Raw genomic sequence first — 25,421 nt, forward strand, 5'->3', positions numbered from 1 at the left:
ATTTAGTGCTCGAAACTTTCCAATGGAGTGTGAGAAGTTGAAACTGTTGTAGCATCTTCTTTCCTCTGTAATTGCCAACCCTTTGCGTAGTGGTCACACCGTGCTAACAGAGCTTCATGTGTGCCTTGCGAAATAACTTCTCCATTGCGAAGCACATTAATTTGTTGACCGTTTTCAAGGCCGAGATATGTGCATGTAAAAACCAAAAAGGTCGTATTTGGGTAATGGCCTTTCAATGTCTGATAGAATTTGGCATGGGTTTGGTTATCCATTGCCAAATCCGCATCATCGATGATCACCAAAGGAGGTGCACTGATGAGGGCCCTTGCGATCGCAATACGTATCTTTTCACGACAAGACAAGTTTTTACCCTGCGCTTGGAGCTGGGTTTCTAGACCACTAGTTTGCTGCTGCAACCAGGGTTTGAGTTGAGATGCCACTATCGCATGCTCAAGCGCTGCAGTGCTCACTCCACTTCGCCCAAGCAAAATATTGTCACGTACAGACCCTTCAAATAGGTAGCACGCCTGCGTAACCACTCCCATGTCATTTGCCCGCTCACTATCCGATAACTCCGATACATCTTTGCCGTACAGCTGCACTCGACCTGATGAAGGAGATATCAAACCACTGGCTAACATAGCCAAAGTGGACTTCCCGCTGCCAGCCCCAGCAAAGACCACATTGATCGTATTTGGGCGTAGCTCAAAGTGCACATTACTCAGTATCGAGTGTTGCTTGTAATTGAAACCGACATGGTAAAATTGTAGCTGCGGATACTTTAAGTCAATTGCTTGCGGGGCGCTTTTTCGGCTTGAATATTGGTTAACATACCAAGGCATAATACGCTGGATGCTATCTTGCAACCCGCTGAATTTCTTTAAAAGATAATAAATACTGAGTATTGGTGCGACCATGCTCATGACCAATAATATACTTAAAACCACAAGCTCTAAGGTTAATAACTCAACGCTGTGCAACCAAATAGCAGTTGGCAGCATAAAAATGAAAGAGGAACCTAACAATGCTGAGCACAGCGCTCGGTTACGCACCTCTTGCTCGACAAAGCAAAGGGCGGCATCATTATAGTTGGCGGCTTTATTACTTAAAGTAGTAAAATACTGACTATCTAAACCATGCGCCTTCGCCAAAGGGGCGTATTTTACATAATCAATCAATGCCGAATTGAGCCCCTCCTCTGCACCCTTGGCTTTCGCTTGGTATGACGCCATTTTAGACATGAATAACCTAGAAACTAATAACGCCATAGAAGCTACTGCTACGATACTTAATGCCAACCGCCAATCAATAAAATACAGAGCAATAACTATCATCAAAGAAGATATAACTGCCTGTAAAAGCTCAACACTGTGCCGTGAAATTACAACTTCTAACTTCTTCATATCCTCAGTTAGGAGATATTTAAGCTCTTCTGGTTGATGTTGTGATAAGCATTTCTGTGATAAGGCAGCAAACCTATTTACCAGCATCAGTCTAAGTTCAGTCAATGCTTTCAACGCAATTTGATGGCTAAAATAATACGCAGCCATACCCAATGCAGACTTGATCAATATTGCCCCCACTAAACCCACAACAATCCAGGTCAATTTATCGACTGAACTGGTCGACGGTAAAAGTAACGCCTGAATAGACAAAAATAAAAGATAGACAGACATTAGTTCTATAAGACTGATCGAAGTAGCTAAGCTCAACACCAGAGTCACTTTGCCCTTGCAAGTTGCCAAGAACGAAACAAAAACAGACCAAGGATTTATGCTTTCCTCGACGCTATAAGGCTCAACACGCATATAAACAGCTCCTTGAAATGCGTTTTTAATTTAGGGCCGAACGGCTAGCCAGATAATATTTATGTAACAGGGCAATGCAATTGCCTTGTGGTCAAAAGCAAGTTTTGTTTAAGAGAACTTGTTTTGCATCAAACAAGCCTCACTCCTTTAAACAAAACTCACCATAAAGAATGAGTAAAGACTACAAGTATTACTCTACAGATCAACTTAATTTATTTCATGTCTAATATGCAACTAATGTAATTCAAAACGAATTGAGTAGCCTCACACTAAAAGTTTATTCATAGTCAGGCAATAAAATAGCCGACTTATAAACAAACTCGTACACTTAACAATCAAAGATCTGCCCATAGAATAACAATAATATTCACTTTTAATGGCTGGAACTCATTCTTTTCTATTAGCTAACAGATACTTATCGATAGCGCCCAACAAGCCTAATTGCCACCGCCATTTCGACTAGTACCAAATACATAGCCAAGTAAAGCCGTTAACGTTGGAAACAATACGTTGAGTAATATGAGCTGTAACGTATCAAACCAAAAAGCGCGAAAATCGTTTCTCTGTTGAGTTAGCTGATCTAAAAAGTCTGAGCTGGCTAGCTGATTCGTAAGCATCAATTGCTGCGTATCTCGCATTGCGGTAAAAAACTGATATTCACCCCACATAAAAATAATTAGGATGACCACCAAAAACCCGATCAATATGCAAATGATCCCCCAAGTTAATTTTACGCCAGCCTTTTCTTTGCCAGTGAGCGGCTCTGAAACAGGGGCATCTTCAGGGGTATAATCCTGTGCAGATGCAAGATCAATATCTTGCCAAGACTCTTGTGAGGTGGATTGCGGCGATTGTGTGCAGTCCTGTGCACTTGAAGACATGACTTAACTCATTACTAATTTGGTTTTTAGAGATTGGATTTGGAGATATTATTTAACTCAGGTATGACAAGACGATGTATGTCTTTGCCCTGTTTGTTTGCGGATAAAATCGTTCTATCATGGACGACTTCGTCTGATGCCCAGTCTAACAACGTTAATGCAACTTTGGTTAGATCGCTAGATTTTTTCAGCCCTAGCCTGCTTTGCAGTGCAGCTAAATAATCTGCATCTACTGAAAATCTAACTTCTGTCTTCTTCGAATCCGCCATAAAAACTCCATAAAATATCCAGCTTTTTTCCGATTCTAGTGGATCTTTTGTTTCTTCGCAATAGCCTGATACTGCCGCCATGCACTAAGTTACACAACCTGTATTACGGATGAGTCAATACATGTCGCTTTGACCATAGCCTTAATCAAGGGATCAACCCCATTGAGCATATCAATCAGCTGCGCTGCCACCCCAAAATCTGATTGCACTCGACTTTTAGCTTCGTATTCATCCACACCACTAACTAACTCTGCCAATGTGAGCAAAAAACCACTGTTACACTTGTTGCCAATACCCTTGAGGGTGACACACACCGTGATATTGCTAGGCTGACAACCCGTATTTAAAACCACACGTAATAATTGCGCAGACATGCGGGTGTAAAGACTTTCTAATGACTGAAACTGATATTCTCCCATCTGAGTATAGATAACCCACATTGGTGGCCGCTTGCTATACAAAGGCTGGTAACTCACCACCGGGCATTTATCCGTCGACAACATGTCTACACATCGGCTTTTCACTTGGTTATTCAAGCGTTGCTCAACCGTGCTTTGAAACCTATTTATCAACGTAATGTCATGTTCTATCCTTGTCATTCAGCTATGCTCCATATATAGTATTTACATATTTTAACATTTTTATAATAAATGCTTAAACATCTAAAAATCTTTAGATTAATTAACATTTTTATATGTAGGGCGAGACATTGAATAAAACTGTTCGGCCGCACGATGAGCAAAGCTTAAGTGACTTAAAGGTAATGAGGCTTGCAGCAAACAAGACTCAAAAGCAAATGGCCAAGGTGCTCGGTACCAGCGAAGCAACAATCATTAACTATGAAAATGGTGTCAGTGATATTAAATACAAAGACTATTTAAAATGGTCACTTGCATGTAGATTTGATTTAAGCGCCATAGAAGAGCAACTCCAGACTTTGCGTGAGCTAGTAGTAGAAAACAACTTGCACAGATATCGCAAAGTCAACAAACTCAAACACGAAAAGTAGCGTGTGGGTTTCAATTACAATCGCTGAAATAACTAAGCCGGATTGAGTTAATACGGCAAGTATAGGGAAAATAAACATGAAAATACCACTCCAAGAAAAACTCCTCACTCCTGACAATTACAACCTTGTTTGTGGCGCATATAAAACTAAACGACCGACAACGAAACCAGTTAAACCGACCACACTAACGAACCGACAACAATAAGCTCTCAACTCATGAGCGTTTTGCGCATTTCTTGTGCAATTTCTATGATCATAGCCTTAGTGTTTGTCTATTCGTACGATTGGGTGTTTATGTCGCTCGCTACAATCTCTTGTTGCTTTGGCGTATTACTTTTGAGAATAGACAACATCAATGCCAAATCCATTGCCATCTTAATACTGGCAATGTCACTATTTGAGTTCACCTCATTTAACTATCTGATACCTCTCGAGTCAGATACCCTACCAATGATATGGCTTGGCACTATTGTCTACGGCGTGCAATTCACTTTATTTCTCAGTACGAGTTTCCTTTTGCTGCTCAGAGTTAGGTTAACTAAACACTTTTTCAATCAGGTGCCCCATGTCGCGCCAACCTACGCTGAGGGCCTTATTGCTTTTTCGCTGTTTTTAACAGCAATTTTGATGGCACTGATGCTCATCGAGAATTTATTGAGAAATGCCATAGATCTGGGCTTTAACAATGATTTTTTCGGCGTGCTAACGAAGCTAACCATTATATATGATAGCTATGAGATCATCGCCTATACATTGCGTGCCATCTTGTGTGCACTGTTGATATCGATGCTGTTCGTGGTAGAAATTGATACAAGTAAATTACAGGAACCAGCTGAAATAGGGAGCTGATCACAGCATCAAGGCAGCAAAAACCCTTTTGGCAACAGTAGGCGCCACTATGTTACAGCACAGTCTCCATTTTGAGCACTTTACAACCCAACCTGTACAAAGTTTAAACATTTTTTCAATGGATGTTTATTTTGTTATTATGAATAATATCATTTCTTAATAAAAAGCTCTCAAACGGCCTTTTTTTGATGACAAAGCGATATATATCTGAGAGAATCCGCCACCATAAACAGAAGATGAGTCAGTATTTACTTACACCATAGCAATTTATAATTATAAGTATATTTAGAATGCACAACGTCTTGATCTCATTTATTTTACTGTTTACTTATCTCTTAGTGTTTACACCGGACGCACATGCCAGCAATGCTTACTATAAAGTAACCTACCACTATAAAATTGGTGATGTATTCACAATTAAAGATGGTGATCTATGGCACACAGCTAAAATTCTTGATATTGATACAAACGCACAATCTTCTACTATCCATGTATTGCGTTATCAACCTGTCACAGACAAACCTGCCCTCAAGCAATTGCGAGCGCTCCCTATATCGGCCTACCACTCAACCATTGCCCACGCAAAATTAGCGCAAAAATGGCAATTTATCGGACATGAGGTGCCGCTAAAACCTGAGTTAAAAGGCTATATTAGCTACTTAAAACATAATGATTTTAACAAGTATGCAGAAGTGACGAATCAAAAAGTAGATGACCTCATTTTTAGGGCAAATACACTCTACACTAAAGGCTATGCACTAAATCAAGCCGCCCAGTACAAACAAGCAATAGAAGCTTATCGTCAAGCAATCAATATCTACCCTCTTTACTTTGAAGCTATAGACAATATTGGTTTTGCCTATATGGATATGGGTGATTTTGCTACCGCTATAGACTATTTTAATCAATCTTTAGAGATCCACCCTGCAGGTACGACGGCCCAATATTACAAAGGGATGTGCTACATCAACCTAGAAGACTACGAACGGGCAATGGCCACCTTTAAACAGGGAATGGAGAGCTTCCCTGAGCAAAAGCAGGTTTTTGAAGAAATATATATCAAACTCCAAGAAACGACACTTTAACCTATACCTACATTAAGAATCATCGTTTTTAAACATCATCTTTTAAGCTGTACATTGACACCCTCAAGCCATTCACGTATTTTATTTTGAACATCAATAAAATAAATATTAAAATACAGGAGGTATCCCATGGAAGGTAACATCTTACTGCTGGCTGGCTTGCTAGCTACAATTTGGATCACCCTTGGTGTCTATATTGCCGGGCGGTTTTACCCAAACTACAATCACAAAACGCAATTTTGTAGCGAACTTGGCGCGGCAGGTAGTCCGACAGAAAAACTTTCTCCACTAATCAATAACTATCCTTTAGGCGTATTATTTTGCGTGTTTGGCTGGGCAGTGACACAAGCAGCAAGCGATACGCTATCACTGATTTTTGTTGGCTGGTTAATTATCATACATGGTATCGGCACTTGGGTTGCCGGATTTTTTCCCATGGACAAAGACCCTTATACTGAAGCACCAACCCTGAACTGCCAAATCCACTCCCACGCTGGGTTTATCATGTTGCTGTCTTTATTTATCGCCCCAATTATTACCGCCTTCAGTGATCTAGCGATTGAATTTCGGGTTTTTTCTGGCTTATCTGCCGGCGCCGCATTTTTCTATTTATATAAGTTGTCTCGAGCATATAAGCTAAGGTTGAATTTAGGCTTGTATCAGCGTCTTTCCTACTGGATAAAACTTGTTTGGTTGGCAGCGCTATCTTTGCTGCTGTGGCAGGCCTCTTAGGCAAAAGTCCCTCTGCTGATTGAACGATAACAAGTGCCAAAGCAGAGGGTCATTAAGAAGGCGTTAGACATTAAAAGAAACGTTTAGTCATAGCACCAATCTTAACTTGTTCGACTCTATCAAATTCAATCTCTCTGACTTTAGACATATCTTTCCACAGCAACTTATACCCTCTGGTAAAACGTGTGCTTTTTACGCGCCGTTGAAAACGCGCTTTTTCTGAATCAGTCGCATCACGCAATACGCCCAATGTACCATACAGCCTCACCGCAGGTTGGCTGCCAAACTCCCCTTTAATCAAGGATTTTAGCCAAAACCACATGCCACCGTTGACAGCCAATACACAAATTTTTGGCTGCGTCCGCCCATTGCTAGGTAATTGCTTGGTGAACTTTTCAAAATAGTAGCCTTTGCCAGGCTCCGCTAAGATTAAAGAGCCTATGGGCGTAATATGCGGTTCGCCATCGTCCGTAACACTGGCAATCGCATAATGAAAAGAAGACTTAAAAGAGCACTTAAACAAAGACTTTATTTCTGACCAATCCGTTTCTATATCCATATCTAGCTCGCTCATTGATTATTAACTTATTTTATTAAACCTGATTTACTTGTTTATTCATACAAGCAACACTAAAAATAGTATCCATATAGGGATCTTTAATCGCGTAATAAGCGCTCTCATCGTTGGGGAATCGCAGCGCCAGCTCCCGTTTGATCTTTTCATAAGCTTTTGACACAACGGGGTTATCACGTAAAAAGTCCCGAAATAACAGCGCATAAGCTTGGTTAACTCTGCCTATTTCTCGAATATGAATATGAATTTTTCGCTGCCCTTGTGGGGCGCGAAAGTACATTTTTTGCATATTCAAATCCCCCTCATCATAACCAATGAGATTGTCGCGGGTAATATCTGCTCTGTATCTATACCCTGACTCACTCAAAGCGTTTACGATCTTCTGATCGTCAAGGGCCTTTACACTTACTTGAATGTCTATTACATCTTTGGCCGCTAACCCAGGAACGGAGGTCGAGCCGATATGATCAATCGCGACAGCAAGGTCACCTAAAGCTTGCTTTAAAGCTGCTGCAATCGATTTAAACTCTTCAGCCCAAACAGGACTATAATCTACAATTTCTATTTGGCTCATTGCTGTACCTATGCGTTATTCATTTATTCCCATGACTATCTAGCCCATTTCGCCGTGTTTTATACCTCATTTATTTTCATAATGGAGATACCAACGCTTAAGTCTAATTGGTGGTTATAGTGGAAAGCAACCCATTGAAAAGAAGCAACTCCATCATTGCTTTAGAAGAAAATGAAAGTAATACCCCAGATAAAATCAAAGAATATATACAAAATAACTGTTTTGTCGTTCGCAGATTATGTCACCCTATCGAAGCCTATATGATTTTGTACCATGACAAAGGTGTTGGTGGTTGGGATGAGGACAGATCGGCCACACTCAGCGAACAAACCTTAGTCGATGAGGATTACACAAAACAAAAAGGGAACAATGAAAGTGCATATGTTCCTTCTCACCCAAGAAATACCTCTTGGCATGACCTAACAGCGTCCAATTACCAACAGGCATGGAGCAACCTCGCCGACCTTTTCGAAAACAGGCAGCTTTATGAATTTTACCAAGGGAGTTTAGCGTTTGACTGGCCCGGAGTCACATTGACACTCATTATCGATAAAAAGTACATCATAGATATGGGAGAAGACGGCGACGTCAGTGACGACAAGAAAACCAAGGGGCGTACATTTTTAGCCAGAAGAGGCGCTCCTATCAAGGTCGCACAATTTGAGCGCTCACGTCCATAAGCTGTAATTATTTTTCAATGTATATCAAAGTCTTTGTACTCAAGGGGAATCATTATGACTATAGATTTTAAGTTTTATACCGGTGGAATAGTCACAAATACGGGCACAGGTGACGTCAATGACTTTTACACTGCTTTAAAAAAGCACGAAGCGACCATCAACTCGCTAGCAACATCACAAAGGCCACTTAAAATTTATGTTGGTTATCACGGGAGCGCTGGCGATGCGAGTTCTGCCAAAGGGGGATATAGCCACCCTTTTACTGATGTCGAAATGCAACAGGTGGAAAAAATTGCAGATCTCTTTCAAGACCGAGTGAGATTAATTGTCAGCCAAAACTCGCCGTTCAGTGATGCGGTTATTGAAGCAGCAATAGATGAAGGAAATGCCTTTTTTACTTGGTGCTATAGTGATTCACGTATTAGACAGTTCTTTAGAATTTCAAATAGCTATGACGTTTAGTTCAATCGGGCGGTGAAAGATTAATCACCGCCTTGGTTCGCTGAGAAATCGTCCATCATAACTATTAAGCTGACACTACTGACCTAAACTTAATGACGCCATTACAACCACTCGCATGAGCGAACTTTATCAAACCACTTTGCTTCAAATGGCGGTGCTTTTTCTACAGAGATCTTTGGTACGTCAATTTGCACAATCGGCGCTAAATGTTTGGCAACCAGAATTTTAACCTTGGTACTTTCAAGTTGTGCAAAATAGTTCAGCAGCGCTTGGCGCTCTTCGGTGGATAACTTTGCACCTTGTTGTACCGCATGTGCCGTATTGATCCAGTGCAAAAATGCTTTTTTAGACTGATTGGGAAAGGCATCTGTCATCGCTTTTATCGGTGAATAAAGGCGTTGATAATTTAATGCCTCACCTTTGAGCACAAACAGAAAGAGTAAATTCACTCCTGCGGTAATATAGCCTGAACGTTTATCGACGCTTTGATACCCTTCAAGAGCCGCTCTAAAATAACGGTCGGATCTCACATAGTCAGCTCGGTCTAATGCGATTGCCCCCATATTATTGTTAATCGTCGCCGACATAGAACGATGTTGCAGTTCCTTCGCCAATCTTGCCGCACGCTGGTATAACTTAATGGCTTTTTGGTGGTCTTCCATATGCCTTGCAACCAGTGCACGACTATTTATTAACGTTAGCCTCTGAGCATCCCCTTGAGCATGTTTGAGCGCACACTGCAAACTCATGTCCGCTTCTGCAAGATAGCCTTTTCTACGCAGCCAAATACCCAACGCACTCAACACAGTTGGTAATTTATTCAGAAAATAGGAGTGCGTTTCAAATTCAAACAGTGCTTTTAGGGATCCCTCCAGCATGTTGAGCTGGTTGGTTGGAACAGAGGCTCTAACCCGTATAATATGCCAGCGGATCTTGAGTGCTACAGGCAGTACATCACGGTGCGACATTGTATTCAACAGACGCAGTGAGTGTGAAGGTTTTACAGTCAAGTAGTCTTCAGCTTCTTGTAATACCTCCATTTGCTTCTCAACAGATGGTTTTGCCTCAAGCACAGCTGAAAACAGCAGCCCGGCTACGATGAATACAACCTTATTTATCAAAACCAAGTTCCTATTAATTTGTCACTGCTTCAATACAGAGGAACAATACAAATAGACCAAATGCGAATTTGGCGTTTGGTCATAATCTGTTTAGCTAACTTGCAAACCCCTTTGGCATTTTCGTCTCATGATTGTTGACTGCCAACCTCTCAAAAATTTCAGCCATAGCCGGATACTTGTTTTTTAAAGCTCTATGATCTGCGGCTTCAAAGCACGAACCGGTAAACCCAGGAGCCATAGTGCACCCAAACAGCGCATATTTTCCTGATCCTACCAACTCCCCAGCTTGCCAAACGCCTGCTGGTATTCGGTACTGGATTTTTTGACCTTGTTTAAAGTCATTCCCCATAACCACAGTTTCTGAGTGCCCATCGGGGTGGAGCAAATACAGATTAAATGCATCACCTTGATAAAAGTGCCAAATTTCGTCGTGTGTTAAACGATGAAAACAAGATACGCTTTTCAATACATGGCAGTACATGCCAATCATCGCTGTACCTATTGGCTCGTTACTGTCTAACTCCTCAGTTGCACGCCAAGTGCTTTTATACAAAGTACCTTCTACTGGCAAACGTTCAAAGCGATAGTGAGCCAATACATCCAGTATATCTAATACAATATCTTGGTGTGTAAAGTGTGGGTATTCAATAGTATCTACAATAGCACTTGTATTAAGTTTACCATAAATATGGGGGAATTCTGTGTGATTGCCAATGGCTTCTGATGGCGCTTCAAAAACCACCTGAGCCTCTATCAGACGAAGATCAATCACTGCAACCTTAACCGCATCCAAACCCAAATAAAAACGCTGATATACATCGTGAACTTGCTCAGCTTTGCAAGCGTGTATATACCCTTCGTGTTGCAATGATGGCGGAGCAAAATAACGTGCTTGAGGCGTTATGTCATCACCCCTAAAAAGAATAAATATCGCATTGGGTACTGTCATAGACTTCCTAATAACCTCAAAATTTTTAATCTAATTGTATGCATCACACTTAGGACAAGTGGCAAATGCAAAGGAATAATCTGTTAGCCAATTTCAAATGAGGCTACGCCAAACGTCTGGCCAATTGGCAAGTCTGGAAATTTCCCCGTATACATGCGCGCAGTTTCAAAAGCAATACTCATACCTAACGACTCGGCGACCGCAACGGCAGCACTGTTTTGCTCTGGCGTATCAATAAATACAGTCACAGGTCCAGCGACGTTTTTTTCAACTTCCGAGATCAGTGCCAGTGCAAGTGCCTTCGCGTTTTGTGCACAGTCCGCATATAATGGTCCGATTTTATAGCCGGTTTGGCACGCCCGAATCACGCCATAGCCACATATTTTGCCGCTTTTTTTAAGGTTCAAAGCACACGCATTAGACTGAGCTCGCCACTGGAGATTAAAACGCGCCCTTTGGGCAGGGAAAAACTGGGTTTCATAACCTTCAATTAAATCTTCATCTACTTCGCAAATCGTGGCGCCGTCTGGTTGAGACTGATTTTTGAAATGCGCCGTTTCCAACACACCTTCATATCTAATATTGCGATACGCGAGTTCAAACCCTGACTTACGATAGTTATCTTGCTGTGTGACGACCCCATCTAGACCCACATTACACCCTGACAAATAGGCCATAGCCGCTTGCCAAATTTGGTAGCCATAGCCCTGCCCACGAAATTCAGGTTTTACAATGTAAAAACCTATAAAACCAAAAGCTGTGTCATATTTAATCGCTGAAATAACTGCAATAGGTTGATTATTTAATAGACCAATCAAGAATCCATGTGGATCAGCACAATAATAGCTCAATGCATCGCAGTCACCGGGATTCCAACCCTCTTGCGCAGCCCAATTAATGGCAATATCCACTTCACTTTTGTGCATCGCCCTAATGACAAAATTATCCTTTTCCATGCTTCTACCTCTGATTTACTTTTACCACACCTAAACATTTTTACAGCTTAATCAACAAATAACGAATTTCAACTACAACGCAATAAACTCACTTTAAAACCTGCTCTCCTGCGCCAAAGCGTTGCCTTTTTTGGTACGTTGGGTGTATTATGTACACATATTTAAAGGAGAGTTTTTTTAATGGATTTTGCTAATTCACCTGTTCAATCAGGCCCTCACACCCCTAAGCTTGTTCGATTTTCAGGCAACAGCCGAGATTTTTTTGGAATTTGGATTGTTAACCTATTATTGAGTATCGCAACTTTAGGCATATACTCAGCATGGGCAACAGTGCGTACAAAGCAATATTTTTACAATAACACGAGTATTGATGGTCATCGCTTTGAATATTTAGCCACACCTATACAAATATTAACCGGCCGGGTTATTGCAGCGCTGTTATTGGTTGCCTATATGTTTTGTATTCATTACTTCCCGATCGTTGGTGCTGCTTTGGCAATTTCTTTGACCTTTCTCGCACCTTGGTTCATCAATCAGAGTTTCAAGTTCAATATGCGAATGACTCGCTTCAGAAACATCCGTTTTAGCTTCAACGGCAGTTACGGCGGTGCTTTTAAAGTCTTTGTCTTACTCCCCATCCTGAGCGTATTTACACTGTACCTATTGATGCCTTGGGTTTTGAAAAAGATAGATGAATACCTTTGCAATAATATTCAATTTGGTGATAAGCCATTTGCAACCACGTTATCTACTAGCACATACTTTAGCGCAGCAGTCACGACTTTACTCTGCTCATTAGTAGCCATTCCACTGGTGCTGGGTGGGGTCTTTGCAGTTGGCGGTACCCTTGCGGGTTCTTCACAAGTATTGTTCATTTTGATACCTGCTTACTTTGCGTGTATATACTTATTAAAAGCCATTTATCAGGCGATGATTAGAAACCACATTTTTAACAGTACGTCGATTGACCAAGTCGCCGAACTACACTCTGATCTATCTCCGGCGAAGTTTGCCGTTGTAGAAGTGACCAATATCCTCGCTATTGCCGCTACGCTTGGGTTTGCTTACCCTTGGGCAAAAGTGCGCAAAGCAAAAATTCTAGCCAGCGCCAGCGCGCTCACAATGTTGGCAGGTGCGGATAATGTCTTCGATACCCTAGATAACGCAGAGTCCTCTCTGGGGGATGAAGCCGCAACGCTGTTTGATATAGATGTATCTCTTACCTAGTATGCGTGTCTCAGGCTTACTCTATCCGTTTTCGAACAGCACTGCATTTAAAGTAGAAGCGCTGCTCGAAAATGGTCAATTGCATATTCACTACGGAGAAAACCGTGCGGCTAAATGTGCGTTAGACGCTTTGACTTTGTCGACGTCAATTCCCGGCGTACCTGTACAAGCCACACTGCCATCTGGTGAGCGTTTTGTGCCCAATGATCCCAACTTTGTTTGGCCCGGTCGAGCCTCACCCACAAGTATCGCAAGTTTAGAGCGCCACACAATGGTGATCCTATCGGCACTAATACTAACGCCGTTATTGATATATGCGCTGTTGTTTAAAGTTGTGCCAGCTTCCGCGGTTTGGCTTGTCGAATATGTACCTGAATCGGTAGTAGATACAATGGGCCAGCAATCTATGTACGTGATTGAAGAAAGCTTCTTGTCACCTAGCGAGCTCCCCCTAGGCACCCAACAACAAGTCCATACGCTTTGGAAGGATGCGCTCAAAGCTTTAGATTTGTCTGACGATCAGTATCAACTGAGTATTTATGATTCTGAGCATTTTGGTGCGAATGCATTCGCACTACCTCACGGCCAAATTGTACTTACCGATGACTTAATTGAAGCGCTGAAAGATAATCCTAGTGCAATTCGCGCGGTTCTCCTCCACGAAATAGGGCATGTAGAAAGAAAACATAGTATCAGACTTGCCGCGCAAGCATTCGCAGGCACGATCGCCATGAGTTTTATATTCGGTGATATGGAAGGGATCGTTGAACTGTTAATTGGGTCGGGAAATGTGGTCATGGGCGCGCAGTTTTCACAAGAGATGGAATGGGAAGCGGATCAATTTGCACTGGATCGGCTAGCACATTTGGGACATTCAAATGACGATTTTGCTCAAGCATTACAACGCTTACAATCACTGACACACGACAACGAGGCTCCATCTCAAACAGCACCTAAATGGCTAGAGTACTTATCCACCCACCCTAGCCTAGAAGAGCGCATAAAACACGCTCAGTCATATCAAACAGATTGACCATATTGGCTTTTCAACGCGGTAATAGTTACTCACATTTCGCAGCAGCAAAGCCATCAACATGCGTATCTATATGGTGATAATAGTGATTATTTTCTATCGCGGTTGTTCCATAGTGGCCAGCATCAGCTCCGATTGTAAAGCTGTTAGCGCTACCTAACCCAGCACGAATAAATGCCTCTGCATCGGTTTTTGCGTTGCCATATGCACGCACGATATCCAGCCCTTGTTCCTGCAATTGGTTTATTTCATTGATTTTATACTCTGCTGTGCGAAACAAGCTGGTTTCATTACTCGAAGATGCTCGTAAAAAGCCTTGAGGTAACCCAGTCCAATGCAGCCAGCTGCGTGTACCTTTGACGTACCAATATACACGTGCCGTCAAATAGACGGGTTGATACCCGAGATCTAAATAACGACGCACCAATGAATATGCCCCCTCCTTCTGATCGGCTCTATCAATCCCAGTATAATCCCCAATCTGCTCAGCATCCGACTCTGTGAGCGTACCATCAATATCAAACAGCACCGCCTGAGTGCCTGGCTGAACAACCGTCACATAGCCCTGAGTGCCAGTGCCATCCGCAGGGACACCCGCAAAAATTCGATATTGCCCAGCCTGAAGTGCAGGTAAAGATACACTCGCTTTACCATCACTATTGGTTTGGGCATTAGCAAGAAAACGCCACTGGGAGTCTTGCTCTGAACGGATGTAAAATTTCACCGTCTCGTATTCAAGATCTTTATGTGCAATAGCGCCGTAATCAAACTTCGCCGTCACCTCCACTGAAGTACCTTCGGCGATAACCCGATCGTGCAACATATGAAACTCAGGTAGCCATGTAATTAACTTATTGAGGCGATTGTTGTAATCCGCCCTAGGCATAATAGGGGCGTCGAATTCAGCTTCTAGCCAAGCGAGGTTTGGGCAGGTAGGTAGTGCATTTGCAGCCCCCGAAAAGCTAGCTATTAAAGCAATGTAACCAAGTAATCTCATTAAAGTTTCCATCATAATTCCGTCACATTAAGAGTAAATACTCCAGATTACAAAATTATTAACAATATTTTTTCTTTTTCCAGTTTAATTGGGAAGTTTTATGGATATGATTTAATGAAAGGGCTATTAAAGCTATGAAAAATATATACTTAACTTCACTTCAACAGATAAATATTTTACCCCGACAAGCCATGTAAAAAAAATGTTCTTAATTACTTTTTAGCAACAACATCTTTGGGTTTGGCAAATTCATCGGGGTATTTTAAATATTGTTTTTTGCCTTCATACTGAGCTGCAATCCAACCGTATTGCGCATGAGAGCGAAACAGATACTCGCCTTTGGTTGTTTGTAAACGCCCCGATACAGAGCGTCCATCTAACTGTAGTTCAAGCGCAATATGTCGCTGTACATCATCTGAGAAATAACCTGCAATACGCAACCCACCCAACTTTGTCTGTTGAATGTTTTTTATCACAATCATGTAACTACGCTTTTGCTGTGGAACATAAAAGGCAACTAAATCAGAGATATGCAAATTTTTAATACGTCTAATATCAAACTCAATGTATGCTTGGCTAATATATTGATGCTCATCAAATAATGCCTTTCTCGCATTCATAGAAGCTCTGTTGATGACAAAGTGTTTTTTATCACTTTGAGCCAAGGAGGAATTAGTATCCACACCTGAATTGGAGTAATTATTTGTTGTGCTTAGAGTGTACTGCTTTATTCCATTTGCACAGACATTGCTAAGACCTCCCCAAAGAAGGTATCCAACAAAAAATGCGATCGTGCAAGCTATTCCCTTATACATATCACTATTTTAACAATTATCAGCTATTTAGGTACATTAAATGGTGCTATCAAGTTAATCAAGCACTAAAGAAGCTTAATCAATCACAAAATTTTCACAATGAAATAAAGTAATACTATTGACACATTAAATTCAACAACTTGCATAAAAATCAACGTTTACTTTTATTTACAAATAGTACTCAATATGCTCTTACGAAAAAACTTACTTTACAGGTAGTGTAAAGTATTGATCTGCATAAGGCTCATCAATCAAAGTAAAGTGCCACCACTCTTCAGTCAGGCCAATAAAGCCGGCGCTGCGCATAGCTTTAGCCAATAGCATTCGATTTGCGCGCTGCTGGGCACTGATCCCTTGATAACTTGGCCACGATACTTTTGAAAAGAAATCCCAGCCGGATCCCATATCCAGTTCAGCACCGGTCGTTAAATCAATAAGGGTAACATCCAGTGTACTTCCTCGAGAATGCCCTGAGCGCGCCGCGATATAACCACGTTTGAATAATTCGTTTTTAGGTACATCTGGGTAGTATTTCGCTTTATTCTTAGTATCTTCAAGGTCTTTGGCCCAGCGTACGAAATGATCCACAGCCATTTGCGGCCGATAACAATCAAAAACTTTGAGCCCCAGGCCAAACTCATTGAGCGCATACTGTGCTTTTGTGACAGCTTTCACCGCGTCTTTACTTAGTAAACACTTGGGCGCCAAATAACCATCAACTTTTTTGCCAACAAAATTATCTGTGGTGAAATAGCGGATCTCAGTTTGAATGCTAGGCACTTTAGCCGCTACGTCGACGAGCTCTCCTGCCGACAACTTTAGGCTCGTCAAAGCAGCCAACGCTAACCCATAAGTAATTGTTCTCATTGAATACCTCGAGGTACCTTTCCTAACTACAAAGAACACAGTGTGGAATGAAATTATGGAAGAAGTATGGACAGTAATTCAGGAATTACAACTTCAGTCAGATGCGCCAAGCGACAGCACATAGCCTGTTTTTTTGGTTGGCACAAAGAGAAAAAACCGTATTGAGTCAGTGCTCACTTACACTTTTTTACTTATTATCACACTCTATAACGGCAATTTTCAAACCATAGCATATGCTGTATATAAGATAACTTATGGGATGGACATATGCTATTAGCATCATTTTTCAAGGACGATGACTTTTTATAGCCCCAAACTGTCGGGCTTTTCAAAACCATTGAATAGCTCTGTGACATCTACTTCAGCGTTCAGTCTTGCTGCAATTAAATATAACCCAGCCAATTTACGATGAATAAATAAAGCATCCACAGGGGGTGTGTGCCACTGACCTTCGCGCGCGCTTAATGCCATGCCCTTGTCTCGGATCCGCTGGGCAATATCGCTGTTTGCAAAATCATAAGGTTGTTCGGCACGCAATGGTTCAGTGGCCATAAAAAACAAATCCAACACAATATCCCGATAGTCGTGTTCAATCTGTTCACCAAAATAACCTATTGACTGCACGGCTTTAGTCATCATTTCTCTGTCATGCTCTAAACCTGCTTTGAGCAACAGCCAATACCCTAAGGCCAATTCATGACGGATGCTGCGAGAAGCGCCAAAATCGAGTAGTACTATTTGCTCCTGTGCTTCATCATACAAATAATTCGCTAAATTGGGGTCACTTTGGATTACGCCCAGTTCAAACATTTCAATAAAGAATAATTGTATCAAGTCACTGGCAATTTTGTTACGCACTGCTGGTAAAGCGTGTACCTGTGAATCTAGTGACCGACCAGCTACAAACTCCATCGCCAATATATGCTCTGTTGAATGCTGTGGGAAATACTCTGGCACCTTAAATTGTGAATAGGATTGTAAACCCGTTTTAAACGCCTGTAGGCGACGACCTTCGGTTAAATAGTCAGTCTCGACCAGTAATTGTTGCTTTGCTTCAGCCATCAGCGGCTCAATAGCTACCTGCTTGGGCATAAGACCAGATATTTTTATCAGCATGGCTACGTTGTCAACATCACTATCAATGCTATTTGCAACACCCGGATATTGGATTTTTAACGCCAGCTTTTGACCAGATTCAGTGGTTGCTTCGTGGACCTGACCAATCGATGCCCGTGCGAAGCTTCTTAGTTCAAAGTGACTGAACTTATCAAGCCAATGAGGACCCCAATTAAGCTTGAGTAAGCCAATGAGCTGTTTGTGTGGCATAGGTTGTGCGTCTGCTCTGAGCTTTTCTAATAACAACGCCAGCTCTTTTGGCAAAAGATCCCCGGAGTCCATAGACAGTAATTGCCCTAGCTTCATCGCAGCGCCTCTCAAATGAGCCAACTTATCAGCCACAGCGTGGATATTTTTTGGCTGTAACAGCAGCTCCTTTTTAGTTACGGTTTGGCCACTGAGCACTTGTCGAGCACCAGACATTACGACATTGGATGCCACTTTCCCTGCCAGCCCGCCTAAGTGAGCTAACCTAGATATTCGAGAAGAAGGGACCTTTTTACTTTTATCTGTCATATTTCTATACCAATCAATCCTATGTCTACGTGCGCACAATACAGGTACTGTACTCCCTGCGTTTTGGATCAATACATTGATCTCTAGATAAAAAGAGCCGCGTTGAGAGCACCTCGAGTATATCAAAATCAACGTACTCTCCCTACTAGATATGTAGACACTTTAATTACTTTTCGTGTGCGCTATACTTTGATTAGTTTTGTTTTCTTAAGCCTTTGCTCATCAATGAAGTATTTGCTAGCCGCATTTTTTTTAGTTTTAACTAGGCCCGTTTACGCTGAGACATATCACTTTGTGTCGATCAACTACTTAATAGAGCAAGAGGTTGGCCGTATTGTTCTGACCGAAGTTTACAAGCAATTGAATATCAAAATAACCATCACGCCGCTTCCGGGAAAACGCGCTCAATTCAGAGCCAAAACAGGGTTATCCAATGGGGAGATCATGCGAATATTTAGCTATGGCATAGAAACTCCGACAACAATTCGTGTGCCTACCCCATATTACTACTTAGAAACAGCTGCATTTGTTCGTAAAGATAGCAAAATAGACATCAAAACAGCAAAAGACTTACAAAAACACCATATTGTCAAAGTTAGAGGTGTCAAGCATACCAACAACATCACTCAAGGTATGAAGCATGTAGAAGATATGGATACCACCGCTCAAATACTTAAGCTGGTTTCCAAAGGTTTAGCCGATGTCGCGCTCACGAATCGAATGGATGGCTTAATACACCTAGAAAAACTGGGCATTGATAATGTGATCTCTAGCCAGAACCTCGCGGTACTAGACTTGTTTCACTATATTCATGAGTCTCAGCAACACCTTGTTCCTTTGGTAAACAACAAGCTAATTGAAATGAAGAAGTCAGGAGAATTAGCAGCGCTCATCGCCCAAGCTGAACAGCAAGTCATGCTGCACAACCAGAGCTTAGACCCACAGTAAATCATTGCAATTACAGTGCAATTCAGCATTTATTCTTTTTTACAGAATGTTCTCTTCGTTTTTTGTCACTTTTATTCGGGTAGGTAGCAACATAAAGTAGCTTCAATGGCGTACATAAGCGAGGCAACTATGAAGATTTTAAATGTAACAAGAGCACACTCAACGCAAGACGGTGCAGGCGTCAAAATTCAGCGTATCGCTGGCTTCGACGGTAAAAGCCTAGATCCGTTTTTGATGATCGACGAACTCAAATCAAACAATTCGCAAGACTATATAGGCGGCTTTCCTGCTCATCCACACAGGGGAATTGAAACTTTTACGTATATACGCAAAGGCGGATTTGAGCACCAAGACCAAATGGGTAACAAAAAAGCAATTCGCGCAGGCCAAGTCCAGTGGATGAGCACAGGTCGAGGCGTCATTCATTCAGAAATGCCTTTGGCCGATGCACAACACGGTATGCACGGCTTTCAAATCTGGTTAAACATGGCCGCAAAAGACAAGATGAATACACCCAAATATCAAGACTCAAGTGACCGTGTATTGCCTTTTATCATCAACGAAAGCGGTGCACAGCTCACCGCACTTGCTGGCAATTGGACTGAATCACAGCAGTCAATTTCTTCTGGCTTAGATGAGTTAGCTGGCACAGGCGCAATTAGCGATATCTGGCTAAAGGCACACAGTGCTGTGCACCTCGATTTGTCCCATTACGGAAAGGTGCTGGCCTACATTCATACAGGCGCTTTAAAAGATAGTCGCCATCAAGCTGGCTACTTGCTTAACTTAGACCCCCAAGCGCCTATACATATCGAAAGCCAAGACCAAGCAGCGGGACTGTTATTATTGGCAGGCCAACCTATTAACGAGCGTATTGCACACATGGGTCCATTTGTAATGAATACTCAAGAAGAACTTAAACAAGCCGTTAGGGATTATCAAGCAGGTAAATTTGGCTCCATCTAAGCGGCTTGAACTGTTTGCAACTGTAAACCTCATTAGCAGTTACAAATCCTGCTTTTTCAGACGTTTACTCATTATTGAAAGCGGCGTATACTCGCGCCGCATAATATCAAAGGGAATGTAGTACGGTGAAAAAAACGGTTTTAGCACTTTTAACAACAATTGCGGTCAGTGTTCATGCGTCGGAACAACCAATCAGCTTATTGCATGATAAAGCGCGCAATAGGGCAGTTCCCATCGAGATAAAGCGGCCTAAAACAGCCAGTAGTTGCCATGTAAAAAAACCATGCCCCGTGGCATTTATCAGTGCAGGCTACGGTGTTCCTCACCAAGATTACCAATTTTTAAGTGAAACCTTAGTTAATCTAGGCTACCTAACCGTAGCAATAAGGCATGAGTTGAAAACCGATCCGCCGCTGTCCGTATCAGGGAACTTGTTCCAAACACGTCAGGAAAACTGGCTTCGTGGCGCAAAAACAATTGAGTTTGTCCGTACTAAATTAGCGTCTAGCTACCCACAGTATGACTTCGACAATTTATTGCTCGTCGGTCACTCCAATGGAGGAGACCTATCTGCATTATTAATAAACCACGGCAAAGACTATATTTCTGGCTTAGTAACGTTGGATCACAGGCGCGTACCGCTTCCTCGTAACATAAACGTTCCCGTCTTATCTATTCGAGCGAGCGATTTCCCAGCTGATGAGGGTGTCTTATACACAAATAGCGAACTTAAAACATATCCTGGCTGTGTGATAAAAATTCCTGAATCTAGGCACAATGATATGACAGATAATGGTCCTGTATGGTTGAAACAAAAAATCCAAAGCTTGTTCAGTCGCTATTTAAAAGGGCAATCTTGTAGCACCTTAAAGCAACTGGTAAGCAACTAATCGACGTGCAGTTAATGCAGGCAGAGTAGCCACTCCTGTTACTTTAAAAAACAAGTAATTTAGCTCAATTCTATAGCAGCAAAGTGTCTTCAATGGGTATAAATCGGGATGCTGCATTCATTAAACTAGCAGCTGTAAGTGATGGGACACCGTACACATGAGCCTCAGCTTGATATTTGTCTCGCACCGTATTGAGTAAAATATCGAAGTCGCCATCACCTGATACCAACACCACAATATCTGACTTCTCGGCAGCCTCCAGTACATCTATCGTAATTCCAACATCCCAGTCACCTTTTGCCGAGCCATCGGCACGCTGAATAAAAGGTTTTAATTTCACCTCAAATCCAATCGCCCTGAGAATATTCTGAAACTGACGTTGTTTCTCATCACCTCTATCAATCGCGTAAGCATAGGCATTTACCACTAGGCGGTTATTCGTCACTTCAGCCCAAAAGCGATTGTAATCAAAGTTACGTTTATAGGCACTTCTTGTGGTGTAGTAGATATTCTGTACATCCACAAAGATACTCACTGTTTGCATTCTAGGCTCTCAATACGAATCGAAGATTATGAAAAGGATAAGTCTAACATCAATCAAAATGATAGACACAGCGTAAAGCAACTATAGTTAATATGACTACAAAAATGAAAAGGAATGCATTATGAATACAGAGTTGAAAGATAAAGTTGTCGTAATAACGGGTGGCGCAAAAAATATGGGGCAGGCTTTTGCCTTAAACCTTGCTAAGCAAGGCTGTGATATCGTTATTCACTATCACAGTGACCACTCTTTTGTTGAAGCAGAAAAAACAGCACAGAAAATCACAGCAATGGGGCAAAGAGCACTCGTGATACAGGGTGACCTCGCTCAGCAATCCCATGTTATAAACCTTTTCACACAGACAAAAGAAGCATATGGAAAGGTCGACATTGTTATTAATAATGCGGGCCAAATCTCTAAGAAAGCCTTTATCGACTATACCGAAGACGACTTTAATCGGTTATTTAACATAAATTGCAAAGGGGCTTTTTTCGTCATGCAACAAGCTGCCAAATTCCTCGAAGACAATGGCAGAGTGATTAATATCGGAACCTCTCTCTTAGATGCGTTTACAGGTAATTATGCACTGTATGCAGGCTCAAAAGCACCGTTAGAACAATTTACTAAAGCACTCGCCAAAGAAGTTGGTGCCAGGGGGATCACGGTGAACATGATTTGCCCAGGTCCCATCGATACTGATTTTTTTCACCAGCAAGAAGACCCTGACTCTGTTGCCTTTCTAAATACCGCCAGTGTTGCAGGCCGATTGGGAAAAGTAGAGGACATCGTTCCTGTTGTGGAATTCCTTGCCTCTGCAAAGTCACAGTGGACAACTGGACAAACACTGTTGGTCAACGGCGGTTTTGTTGCGCGTTAGAATGCTGAAAATGAATTGAGATAGCAGGGCAAGTCTCTTGCTTGCCTTGATTAAGCATAAACACAACTAGCTTTTTACAACTCTAATACATTTTGAATAAATAGCCACTTTTCACGCGTGTACGCCTCTCTATCATCGCGTTTTTTTTGCACCAATGACAGCTTCAATTGCGCATATTGATCGGCAAGTTCTTGATTACCTCGCAACTTATCTCGAAAATTTAATCTTTCAAACCAAAGTGCATTACGATAAGGGATTAAATGAACATGGTGAGTACGAAACGTCGGTGATGGAGTGCAAAACCAGTGCATTTGTTCGGGTTTGTAGGGGTAATAACAATAGCCATGGCGGCATAAAGCCTCGATTGCGCCACGAGATCCATTCAGGCTTTTTACGCCTACCATAATATCAATTATAGGTTTGGCTATCATGTCTGATATTGCTGTGCTGCCGACGTGTTCAATAGAGCCAAAAAGCCATGGCGCCAAAACCGAATGTAACCTCTTACGCTCCAATTCAAACTTGTCTGGCCAAGTTGGGTCATAGTCAAACAGCTCTATTTTCATGTAAATTTCCCATACCTATATACTATCAGACGCCTCCACCGACCATATTTCTAGTCCTAACAACATATTCATCTTATCTTTCTCGGCATGGCTATTTTGTCACGTAGCCATGGTATCGTCTCCATTGAGTTGTTTCAGTAGTCTCACATTACGCATTCCAATATACAGTTCGCTAGGATGAGCACATGAAAATAACACTTCAGCCCGCTACCGAGTCAGATAAGCCATACTTATTGTCATTAAGAAAACAAACAATGACAGAGCACCTAGAACGACAAGGCATCTTCTTGTGCCATGAAGCCCATATCAGCCGCTTAGAAGAACACTTACAAGGTTCAAAGATCGTATTTATTAACAGAGATAAAGTCGGATGCTTAAAATACCGCGCGAACGATGAACGCCTCGAAATTATGCAGTTGCAAATTGCTCCCCAACATCAAAATCGAGGGTTTGGTACCGCCATCTTGCAATGCCTCCTCGCCCAATATGCTCACACACCAGCATATTTAACCGTTCTTAAAGGCAATCCTGCTGTTCGGCTCTATCAGCAACTAGGGTTTAGTATCTACTTTGAAGATGAATTTGAATACGAAATGGTGTTGTATGGGGGTTAATTGTCAACCCCCTTTACAACGGCTACTTTGCTACTATTTGATAATGGGACTGCACCAATTGCCCCAACAGTACCGACGTTGCCAATAAACTTATTTTACAATTGAGTGGCTGCTCTGGTAACCACTTTAGTCCCTTTCCAAGAACCACTGGTACTGTTATAACAATCAACTCATCAATTAGCCCTTGGCTCAAGAAATTCTGTACCAGCTTGCCACCATCGATATACAGCCTATTATGGCCCAACTGATGCAGCTGATTAATAACCTCACGCTCACTCGCACATACAAGATAGGCTTTGCCTTTACTTTGCAGGGGCAACTCCTTTAAAGACTTGCTGAGCACAAACACAGGCTTATCATAAGGCCATTGACCATATTTCATTACCTGATCAAATGTATTTCGCCCCATCACAATCGCATCTATATCCGCCATAAACGCGCCAAACCCAAGATCACTGTGGTCTGGGTTGTCTATTTTGGATAACCAATCTATATTGCCCTGCTGATCGGCAATAAAGCCATCGAGGCTTTGTGCCAAATATACTGTATTCTTTTTGCTCATTACTGTAACCGCTTGCCTTAGCCAATGACTAAGTATCGGCTAAAAATACAGATTTATTAGCAACTTTGGTAAAATTTTTAGTACCCAACGAGATCGCACCCGTTACAACTCAGCCCATAGATAATCCATCTGATGAGCTGTCTTTCGCGCGACGTCAAAGCCAAACCTTTTTTTCACCATATCGAGGCTCATATCAATGCCCGATGCAACACCTGCTGAGCTAGTAAAATTTTGATCTGTGACGAATCTTTTATCGTTAATCACTAATAAATGTGGATACTGTTTGCTTAGCTCATCTACCCGTTCCCAATGAGTGGTGACCGTTTTCCCTTCGATCAATCCGGCTTTTGCAAACAAAAACACGCCACTGCAAATTGAAGCGCAGTGTCGCGTGTGGGTCGCGGTTTCCGCTAACCAATCCAATACTGCTTGGTTGTTAATGACGCGATCCAGCTTTCCACCGGCGACAATTAATAAATCAAACCTTGGATGACCATGAATACAAAAATGTGGGTTTATTGACAAGTCTCCGCGCGCTCTAATGGGCGAATTACTCGGAGCTATCAAACTAACGTTAATAGGGCGATTTGCAATACGTGAGGCGGTGCTAAAAACCTCGAGTGGACCACAAAAATCCAACGCTTCAACACCGTTATATATAAAGATACCAATTTCCATGATTTCATCACGGGTTTACAGTATGTGTCATTTAAAGTGGCTCAATTTTAGCCAACAATCAAGAGAAAGTTTTATGAACACATTTAAAATTCACAGTCCCCTATAATGAAAAAATAAATAATTTCACCAAACTTTCGACGAAATGTGATTTTAAAGCGATAAACTTGGCTCACAAAATCGATTTCACATTTTGCAATACTTTAACTATCAATCCCATTTGCACTTTATATTGATTACAGTACTATGTTCCCGTTAT

30 protein-coding genes are annotated in these 25,421 nt (G+C 41.8%); 13 read left to right on the plus strand and 17 right to left on the minus strand.

Features of this window, described 5'->3' with window-relative positions; translation table 11 throughout:
- Positions 1 to 2 precede the first annotated feature (2 nt).
- The 4 genes from N483_RS16980 to N483_RS16995 form a co-directional block, all read right to left on the minus strand.
- Positions 3 to 1,808, minus strand: a complete 1,806-nt coding sequence (locus N483_RS16980; RefSeq protein ID WP_063383364.1) for an ATP-binding cassette domain-containing protein — start codon at positions 1,806 to 1,808, stop codon at positions 3 to 5.
- A 437-nt stretch (positions 1,809 to 2,245) separates the two neighbouring features.
- Positions 2,246 to 2,689: a hypothetical protein gene (locus tag N483_RS16985; RefSeq protein WP_023400035.1), complete on the minus strand. Its 444-nt coding sequence runs from the start codon at positions 2,687 to 2,689 to the stop codon at positions 2,246 to 2,248.
- Between the two features lie 26 nt (positions 2,690 to 2,715).
- Positions 2,716 to 2,958, minus strand: coding sequence for a hypothetical protein (locus tag N483_RS16990; RefSeq protein ID WP_023400036.1), 243 nt, complete (start codon positions 2,956 to 2,958; stop codon positions 2,716 to 2,718).
- A gap of 89 nt (positions 2,959 to 3,047) precedes the next feature.
- Positions 3,048 to 3,557, minus strand: a complete 510-nt coding sequence (locus N483_RS16995) for a hypothetical protein (RefSeq protein ID WP_023400037.1) — start codon at positions 3,555 to 3,557, stop codon at positions 3,048 to 3,050.
- Between the two features lie 110 nt (positions 3,558 to 3,667).
- Between N483_RS16995 and N483_RS17000 the strand changes: the two genes are divergently transcribed.
- From N483_RS17000 to N483_RS17015, 4 genes are all read left to right on the plus strand, one after another.
- Positions 3,668 to 3,967, plus strand: coding sequence for a helix-turn-helix domain-containing protein (locus tag N483_RS17000; protein ID WP_023400038.1), 300 nt, complete (start codon positions 3,668 to 3,670; stop codon positions 3,965 to 3,967).
- 249 nt (positions 3,968 to 4,216) lie between these two features.
- On the plus strand, positions 4,217 to 4,816 hold the full coding sequence (locus N483_RS17005; protein WP_155250774.1) for a hypothetical protein: 600 nt from the start codon (positions 4,217 to 4,219) through the stop codon (positions 4,814 to 4,816).
- A gap of 290 nt (positions 4,817 to 5,106) precedes the next feature.
- Complete coding sequence (locus N483_RS17010) at positions 5,107 to 5,901, plus strand: tetratricopeptide repeat protein (RefSeq protein WP_023400041.1); 795 nt, start codon at positions 5,107 to 5,109, stop codon at positions 5,899 to 5,901.
- A 129-nt stretch (positions 5,902 to 6,030) separates the two neighbouring features.
- Positions 6,031 to 6,633, plus strand: a complete 603-nt coding sequence (locus tag N483_RS17015) for a DUF998 domain-containing protein (protein WP_023400042.1) — start codon at positions 6,031 to 6,033, stop codon at positions 6,631 to 6,633.
- Positions 6,634 to 6,703: 70 nt separating this feature from the next.
- Here the strand turns inward: N483_RS17015 and N483_RS17020 are convergent, their stop codons facing one another.
- Together N483_RS17020 and N483_RS17025 are read right to left on the minus strand one after the other, a co-directional pair.
- Complete coding sequence (locus N483_RS17020) at positions 6,704 to 7,207, minus strand: pyridoxamine 5'-phosphate oxidase family protein (protein WP_155250775.1); 504 nt, start codon at positions 7,205 to 7,207, stop codon at positions 6,704 to 6,706.
- Between the two features lie 19 nt (positions 7,208 to 7,226).
- A complete protein-coding gene (locus N483_RS17025) occupies positions 7,227 to 7,781 on the minus strand; it encodes a GrpB family protein (protein ID WP_023400044.1) in 555 nt (184 codons plus the stop codon).
- Between the two features lie 134 nt (positions 7,782 to 7,915).
- Here N483_RS17025 and N483_RS17030 point away from each other — a divergent pair, with 134 nt between their 5' ends.
- Both N483_RS17030 and N483_RS17035 read left to right on the plus strand, forming a co-directional pair.
- On the plus strand, positions 7,916 to 8,461 hold the full coding sequence (locus N483_RS17030) for a hypothetical protein (protein ID WP_023400045.1): 546 nt from the start codon (positions 7,916 to 7,918) through the stop codon (positions 8,459 to 8,461).
- A gap of 54 nt (positions 8,462 to 8,515) precedes the next feature.
- Positions 8,516 to 8,923 (plus strand): hypothetical protein, encoded by a 408-nt coding sequence (locus tag N483_RS17035; RefSeq protein WP_023400046.1) that lies wholly within the window; start codon positions 8,516 to 8,518, stop codon positions 8,921 to 8,923.
- 101 nt (positions 8,924 to 9,024) lie between these two features.
- Here the strand turns inward: N483_RS17035 and N483_RS17040 are convergent, their stop codons facing one another.
- From N483_RS17040 to N483_RS17050, 3 genes are all read right to left on the minus strand, one after another.
- Complete coding sequence (locus N483_RS17040) at positions 9,025 to 10,044, minus strand: tetratricopeptide repeat protein (RefSeq protein WP_023400047.1); 1,020 nt, start codon at positions 10,042 to 10,044, stop codon at positions 9,025 to 9,027.
- Between the two features lie 94 nt (positions 10,045 to 10,138).
- Entirely contained in the window at positions 10,139 to 10,993 is an 855-nt protein-coding gene (locus N483_RS17045; RefSeq protein WP_023400048.1) for a cupin domain-containing protein, read from the minus strand.
- A gap of 83 nt (positions 10,994 to 11,076) precedes the next feature.
- Positions 11,077 to 11,949 (minus strand): GNAT family N-acetyltransferase, encoded by an 873-nt coding sequence (locus N483_RS17050; protein ID WP_023400049.1) that lies wholly within the window; start codon positions 11,947 to 11,949, stop codon positions 11,077 to 11,079.
- Between the two features lie 180 nt (positions 11,950 to 12,129).
- Between N483_RS17050 and N483_RS17055 the strand changes: the two genes are divergently transcribed.
- Positions 12,130 to 13,176 carry a YjgN family protein gene (locus N483_RS17055; protein WP_023400050.1) on the plus strand — a complete coding sequence of 349 codons (1,047 nt, stop codon included), beginning with the start codon at positions 12,130 to 12,132 and terminating at the stop codon, positions 13,174 to 13,176.
- Complete coding sequence (locus tag N483_RS17060) at positions 13,160 to 14,209, plus strand: M48 family metallopeptidase (RefSeq protein WP_080672620.1); 1,050 nt, start codon at positions 13,160 to 13,162, stop codon at positions 14,207 to 14,209. The genes N483_RS17055 and N483_RS17060 overlap by 17 nt, the downstream gene beginning before the upstream one ends.
- A gap of 28 nt (positions 14,210 to 14,237) precedes the next feature.
- Here the strand turns inward: N483_RS17060 and N483_RS17065 are convergent, their stop codons facing one another.
- The 4 genes from N483_RS17065 to N483_RS17080 all read right to left on the minus strand — a co-directional run bounded on the left by N483_RS17065 (position 14,238) and on the right by N483_RS17080 (position 18,520).
- Complete coding sequence (locus N483_RS17065; protein WP_036976619.1) at positions 14,238 to 15,206, minus strand: phosphatidylinositol transfer protein; 969 nt, start codon at positions 15,204 to 15,206, stop codon at positions 14,238 to 14,240.
- A 212-nt stretch (positions 15,207 to 15,418) separates the two neighbouring features.
- The gene (locus tag N483_RS17070; protein ID WP_023400053.1) at positions 15,419 to 15,826 is read right to left on the minus strand and encodes a hypothetical protein; all 408 of its coding nucleotides are present in this window, start codon (positions 15,824 to 15,826) and stop codon (positions 15,419 to 15,421) included.
- Positions 15,827 to 16,225: 399 nt separating this feature from the next.
- On the minus strand, positions 16,226 to 16,888 hold the full coding sequence (locus N483_RS17075; protein ID WP_023400054.1) for a M15 family metallopeptidase: 663 nt from the start codon (positions 16,886 to 16,888) through the stop codon (positions 16,226 to 16,228).
- Between the two features lie 303 nt (positions 16,889 to 17,191).
- Positions 17,192 to 18,520, minus strand: coding sequence for an ABC1 kinase family protein (locus N483_RS17080; protein ID WP_036976593.1), 1,329 nt, complete (start codon positions 18,518 to 18,520; stop codon positions 17,192 to 17,194).
- A gap of 225 nt (positions 18,521 to 18,745) precedes the next feature.
- Between N483_RS17080 and N483_RS17085 the strand changes: the two genes are divergently transcribed.
- From N483_RS17085 to N483_RS17095, 3 genes are all read left to right on the plus strand, one after another.
- Positions 18,746 to 19,468: a substrate-binding periplasmic protein gene (locus tag N483_RS17085; RefSeq protein WP_023400056.1), complete on the plus strand. Its 723-nt coding sequence runs from the start codon at positions 18,746 to 18,748 to the stop codon at positions 19,466 to 19,468.
- Between the two features lie 129 nt (positions 19,469 to 19,597).
- Positions 19,598 to 20,434: a pirin family protein gene (locus tag N483_RS17090; RefSeq protein ID WP_023400057.1), complete on the plus strand. Its 837-nt coding sequence runs from the start codon at positions 19,598 to 19,600 to the stop codon at positions 20,432 to 20,434.
- Positions 20,435 to 20,559: 125 nt separating this feature from the next.
- Positions 20,560 to 21,324, plus strand: a complete 765-nt coding sequence (locus N483_RS17095; RefSeq protein WP_023400058.1) for an alpha/beta hydrolase — start codon at positions 20,560 to 20,562, stop codon at positions 21,322 to 21,324.
- 70 nt (positions 21,325 to 21,394) lie between these two features.
- Here the strand turns inward: N483_RS17095 and N483_RS17100 are convergent, their stop codons facing one another.
- A complete protein-coding gene (locus N483_RS17100; protein ID WP_023400059.1) occupies positions 21,395 to 21,868 on the minus strand; it encodes an NYN domain-containing protein in 474 nt (157 codons plus the stop codon).
- Positions 21,869 to 21,989: 121 nt separating this feature from the next.
- Here N483_RS17100 and N483_RS17105 point away from each other — a divergent pair, with 121 nt between their 5' ends.
- Positions 21,990 to 22,745 (plus strand): SDR family oxidoreductase, encoded by a 756-nt coding sequence (locus N483_RS17105; protein ID WP_023400060.1) that lies wholly within the window; start codon positions 21,990 to 21,992, stop codon positions 22,743 to 22,745.
- A 74-nt stretch (positions 22,746 to 22,819) separates the two neighbouring features.
- Here N483_RS17105 and N483_RS17110 read toward each other — a convergent pair whose 3' ends face one another.
- On the minus strand, positions 22,820 to 23,311 hold the full coding sequence (locus N483_RS17110; RefSeq protein ID WP_023400061.1) for a GrpB family protein: 492 nt from the start codon (positions 23,309 to 23,311) through the stop codon (positions 22,820 to 22,822).
- 185 nt (positions 23,312 to 23,496) lie between these two features.
- Here N483_RS17110 and N483_RS17115 point away from each other — a divergent pair, with 185 nt between their 5' ends.
- Complete coding sequence (locus tag N483_RS17115; RefSeq protein WP_023400062.1) at positions 23,497 to 23,925, plus strand: GNAT family N-acetyltransferase; 429 nt, start codon at positions 23,497 to 23,499, stop codon at positions 23,923 to 23,925.
- A gap of 22 nt (positions 23,926 to 23,947) precedes the next feature.
- Here the strand turns inward: N483_RS17115 and N483_RS17120 are convergent, their stop codons facing one another.
- Both N483_RS17120 and N483_RS17125 read right to left on the minus strand, forming a co-directional pair.
- Positions 23,948 to 24,487, minus strand: coding sequence for a dihydrofolate reductase family protein (locus N483_RS17120; RefSeq protein WP_023400063.1), 540 nt, complete (start codon positions 24,485 to 24,487; stop codon positions 23,948 to 23,950).
- Positions 24,488 to 24,589: 102 nt separating this feature from the next.
- Positions 24,590 to 25,165 (minus strand): DJ-1/PfpI family protein, encoded by a 576-nt coding sequence (locus N483_RS17125; RefSeq protein ID WP_023400064.1) that lies wholly within the window; start codon positions 25,163 to 25,165, stop codon positions 24,590 to 24,592.
- Positions 25,166 to 25,421 lie beyond the last annotated feature (256 nt).

This window comes from Pseudoalteromonas luteoviolacea NCIMB 1944 (genome assembly GCF_001625565.1).
Lineage (GTDB): Bacteria > Pseudomonadota > Gammaproteobacteria > Enterobacterales > Alteromonadaceae > Pseudoalteromonas > Pseudoalteromonas luteoviolacea_F.

Excerpts from the sequence above, each read along its gene's own strand:
- N483_RS17070 (WP_023400053.1), bottom strand. The coding sequence starts at position 15,826 with ATGAATGCGAGAAAGGCATTATTTGATGAGCATCAATATATTAGCCAA.
- N483_RS17100 (WP_023400059.1), bottom strand. The coding sequence starts at position 21,868 with ATGCAAACAGTGAGTATCTTTGTGGATGTACAGAATATCTACTACACC.
- N483_RS17120 (WP_023400063.1), bottom strand. The coding sequence starts at position 24,487 with ATGAGCAAAAAGAATACAGTATATTTGGCACAAAGCCTCGATGGCTTT.
- N483_RS16980 (WP_063383364.1), bottom strand. The coding sequence starts at position 1,808 with ATGCGTGTTGAGCCTTATAGCGTCGAGGAAAGCATAAATCCTTGGTCT.
- N483_RS17075 (WP_023400054.1), bottom strand. The coding sequence starts at position 16,888 with ATGAGAACAATTACTTATGGGTTAGCGTTGGCTGCTTTGACGAGCCTA.
- N483_RS17060 (WP_080672620.1), top strand. The coding sequence starts at position 13,160 with ATGTATCTCTTACCTAGTATGCGTGTCTCAGGCTTACTCTATCCGTTT.
- N483_RS17110 (WP_023400061.1), bottom strand. The coding sequence starts at position 23,311 with ATGAAAATAGAGCTGTTTGACTATGACCCAACTTGGCCAGACAAGTTT.
- N483_RS17005 (WP_155250774.1), top strand. The coding sequence starts at position 4,217 with ATGATCATAGCCTTAGTGTTTGTCTATTCGTACGATTGGGTGTTTATG.
- N483_RS17085 (WP_023400056.1), top strand. The coding sequence starts at position 18,746 with ATGAAGTATTTGCTAGCCGCATTTTTTTTAGTTTTAACTAGGCCCGTT.
- N483_RS17020 (WP_155250775.1), bottom strand. The coding sequence starts at position 7,207 with ATGAGCGAGCTAGATATGGATATAGAAACGGATTGGTCAGAAATAAAG.
- N483_RS17080 (WP_036976593.1), bottom strand. The coding sequence starts at position 18,520 with ATGACAGATAAAAGTAAAAAGGTCCCTTCTTCTCGAATATCTAGGTTA.
- N483_RS17010 (WP_023400041.1), top strand. The coding sequence starts at position 5,107 with ATGCACAACGTCTTGATCTCATTTATTTTACTGTTTACTTATCTCTTA.
- N483_RS17015 (WP_023400042.1), top strand. The coding sequence starts at position 6,031 with ATGGAAGGTAACATCTTACTGCTGGCTGGCTTGCTAGCTACAATTTGG.
- N483_RS16990 (WP_023400036.1), bottom strand. The coding sequence starts at position 2,958 with ATGGCGGATTCGAAGAAGACAGAAGTTAGATTTTCAGTAGATGCAGAT.
- N483_RS17090 (WP_023400057.1), top strand. The coding sequence starts at position 19,598 with ATGAAGATTTTAAATGTAACAAGAGCACACTCAACGCAAGACGGTGCA.
- N483_RS17035 (WP_023400046.1), top strand. The coding sequence starts at position 8,516 with ATGACTATAGATTTTAAGTTTTATACCGGTGGAATAGTCACAAATACG.
- N483_RS17025 (WP_023400044.1), bottom strand. The coding sequence starts at position 7,781 with ATGAGCCAAATAGAAATTGTAGATTATAGTCCTGTTTGGGCTGAAGAG.
- N483_RS17045 (WP_023400048.1), bottom strand. The coding sequence starts at position 10,993 with ATGACAGTACCCAATGCGATATTTATTCTTTTTAGGGGTGATGACATA.
- N483_RS17105 (WP_023400060.1), top strand. The coding sequence starts at position 21,990 with ATGAATACAGAGTTGAAAGATAAAGTTGTCGTAATAACGGGTGGCGCA.
- N483_RS17050 (WP_023400049.1), bottom strand. The coding sequence starts at position 11,949 with ATGGAAAAGGATAATTTTGTCATTAGGGCGATGCACAAAAGTGAAGTG.
- N483_RS17065 (WP_036976619.1), bottom strand. The coding sequence starts at position 15,206 with ATGAGATTACTTGGTTACATTGCTTTAATAGCTAGCTTTTCGGGGGCT.
- N483_RS17125 (WP_023400064.1), bottom strand. The coding sequence starts at position 25,165 with ATGGAAATTGGTATCTTTATATATAACGGTGTTGAAGCGTTGGATTTT.
- N483_RS17055 (WP_023400050.1), top strand. The coding sequence starts at position 12,130 with ATGGATTTTGCTAATTCACCTGTTCAATCAGGCCCTCACACCCCTAAG.
- N483_RS16995 (WP_023400037.1), bottom strand. The coding sequence starts at position 3,557 with ATGACAAGGATAGAACATGACATTACGTTGATAAATAGGTTTCAAAGC.
- N483_RS16985 (WP_023400035.1), bottom strand. The coding sequence starts at position 2,689 with ATGTCTTCAAGTGCACAGGACTGCACACAATCGCCGCAATCCACCTCA.
- N483_RS17115 (WP_023400062.1), top strand. The coding sequence starts at position 23,497 with ATGAAAATAACACTTCAGCCCGCTACCGAGTCAGATAAGCCATACTTA.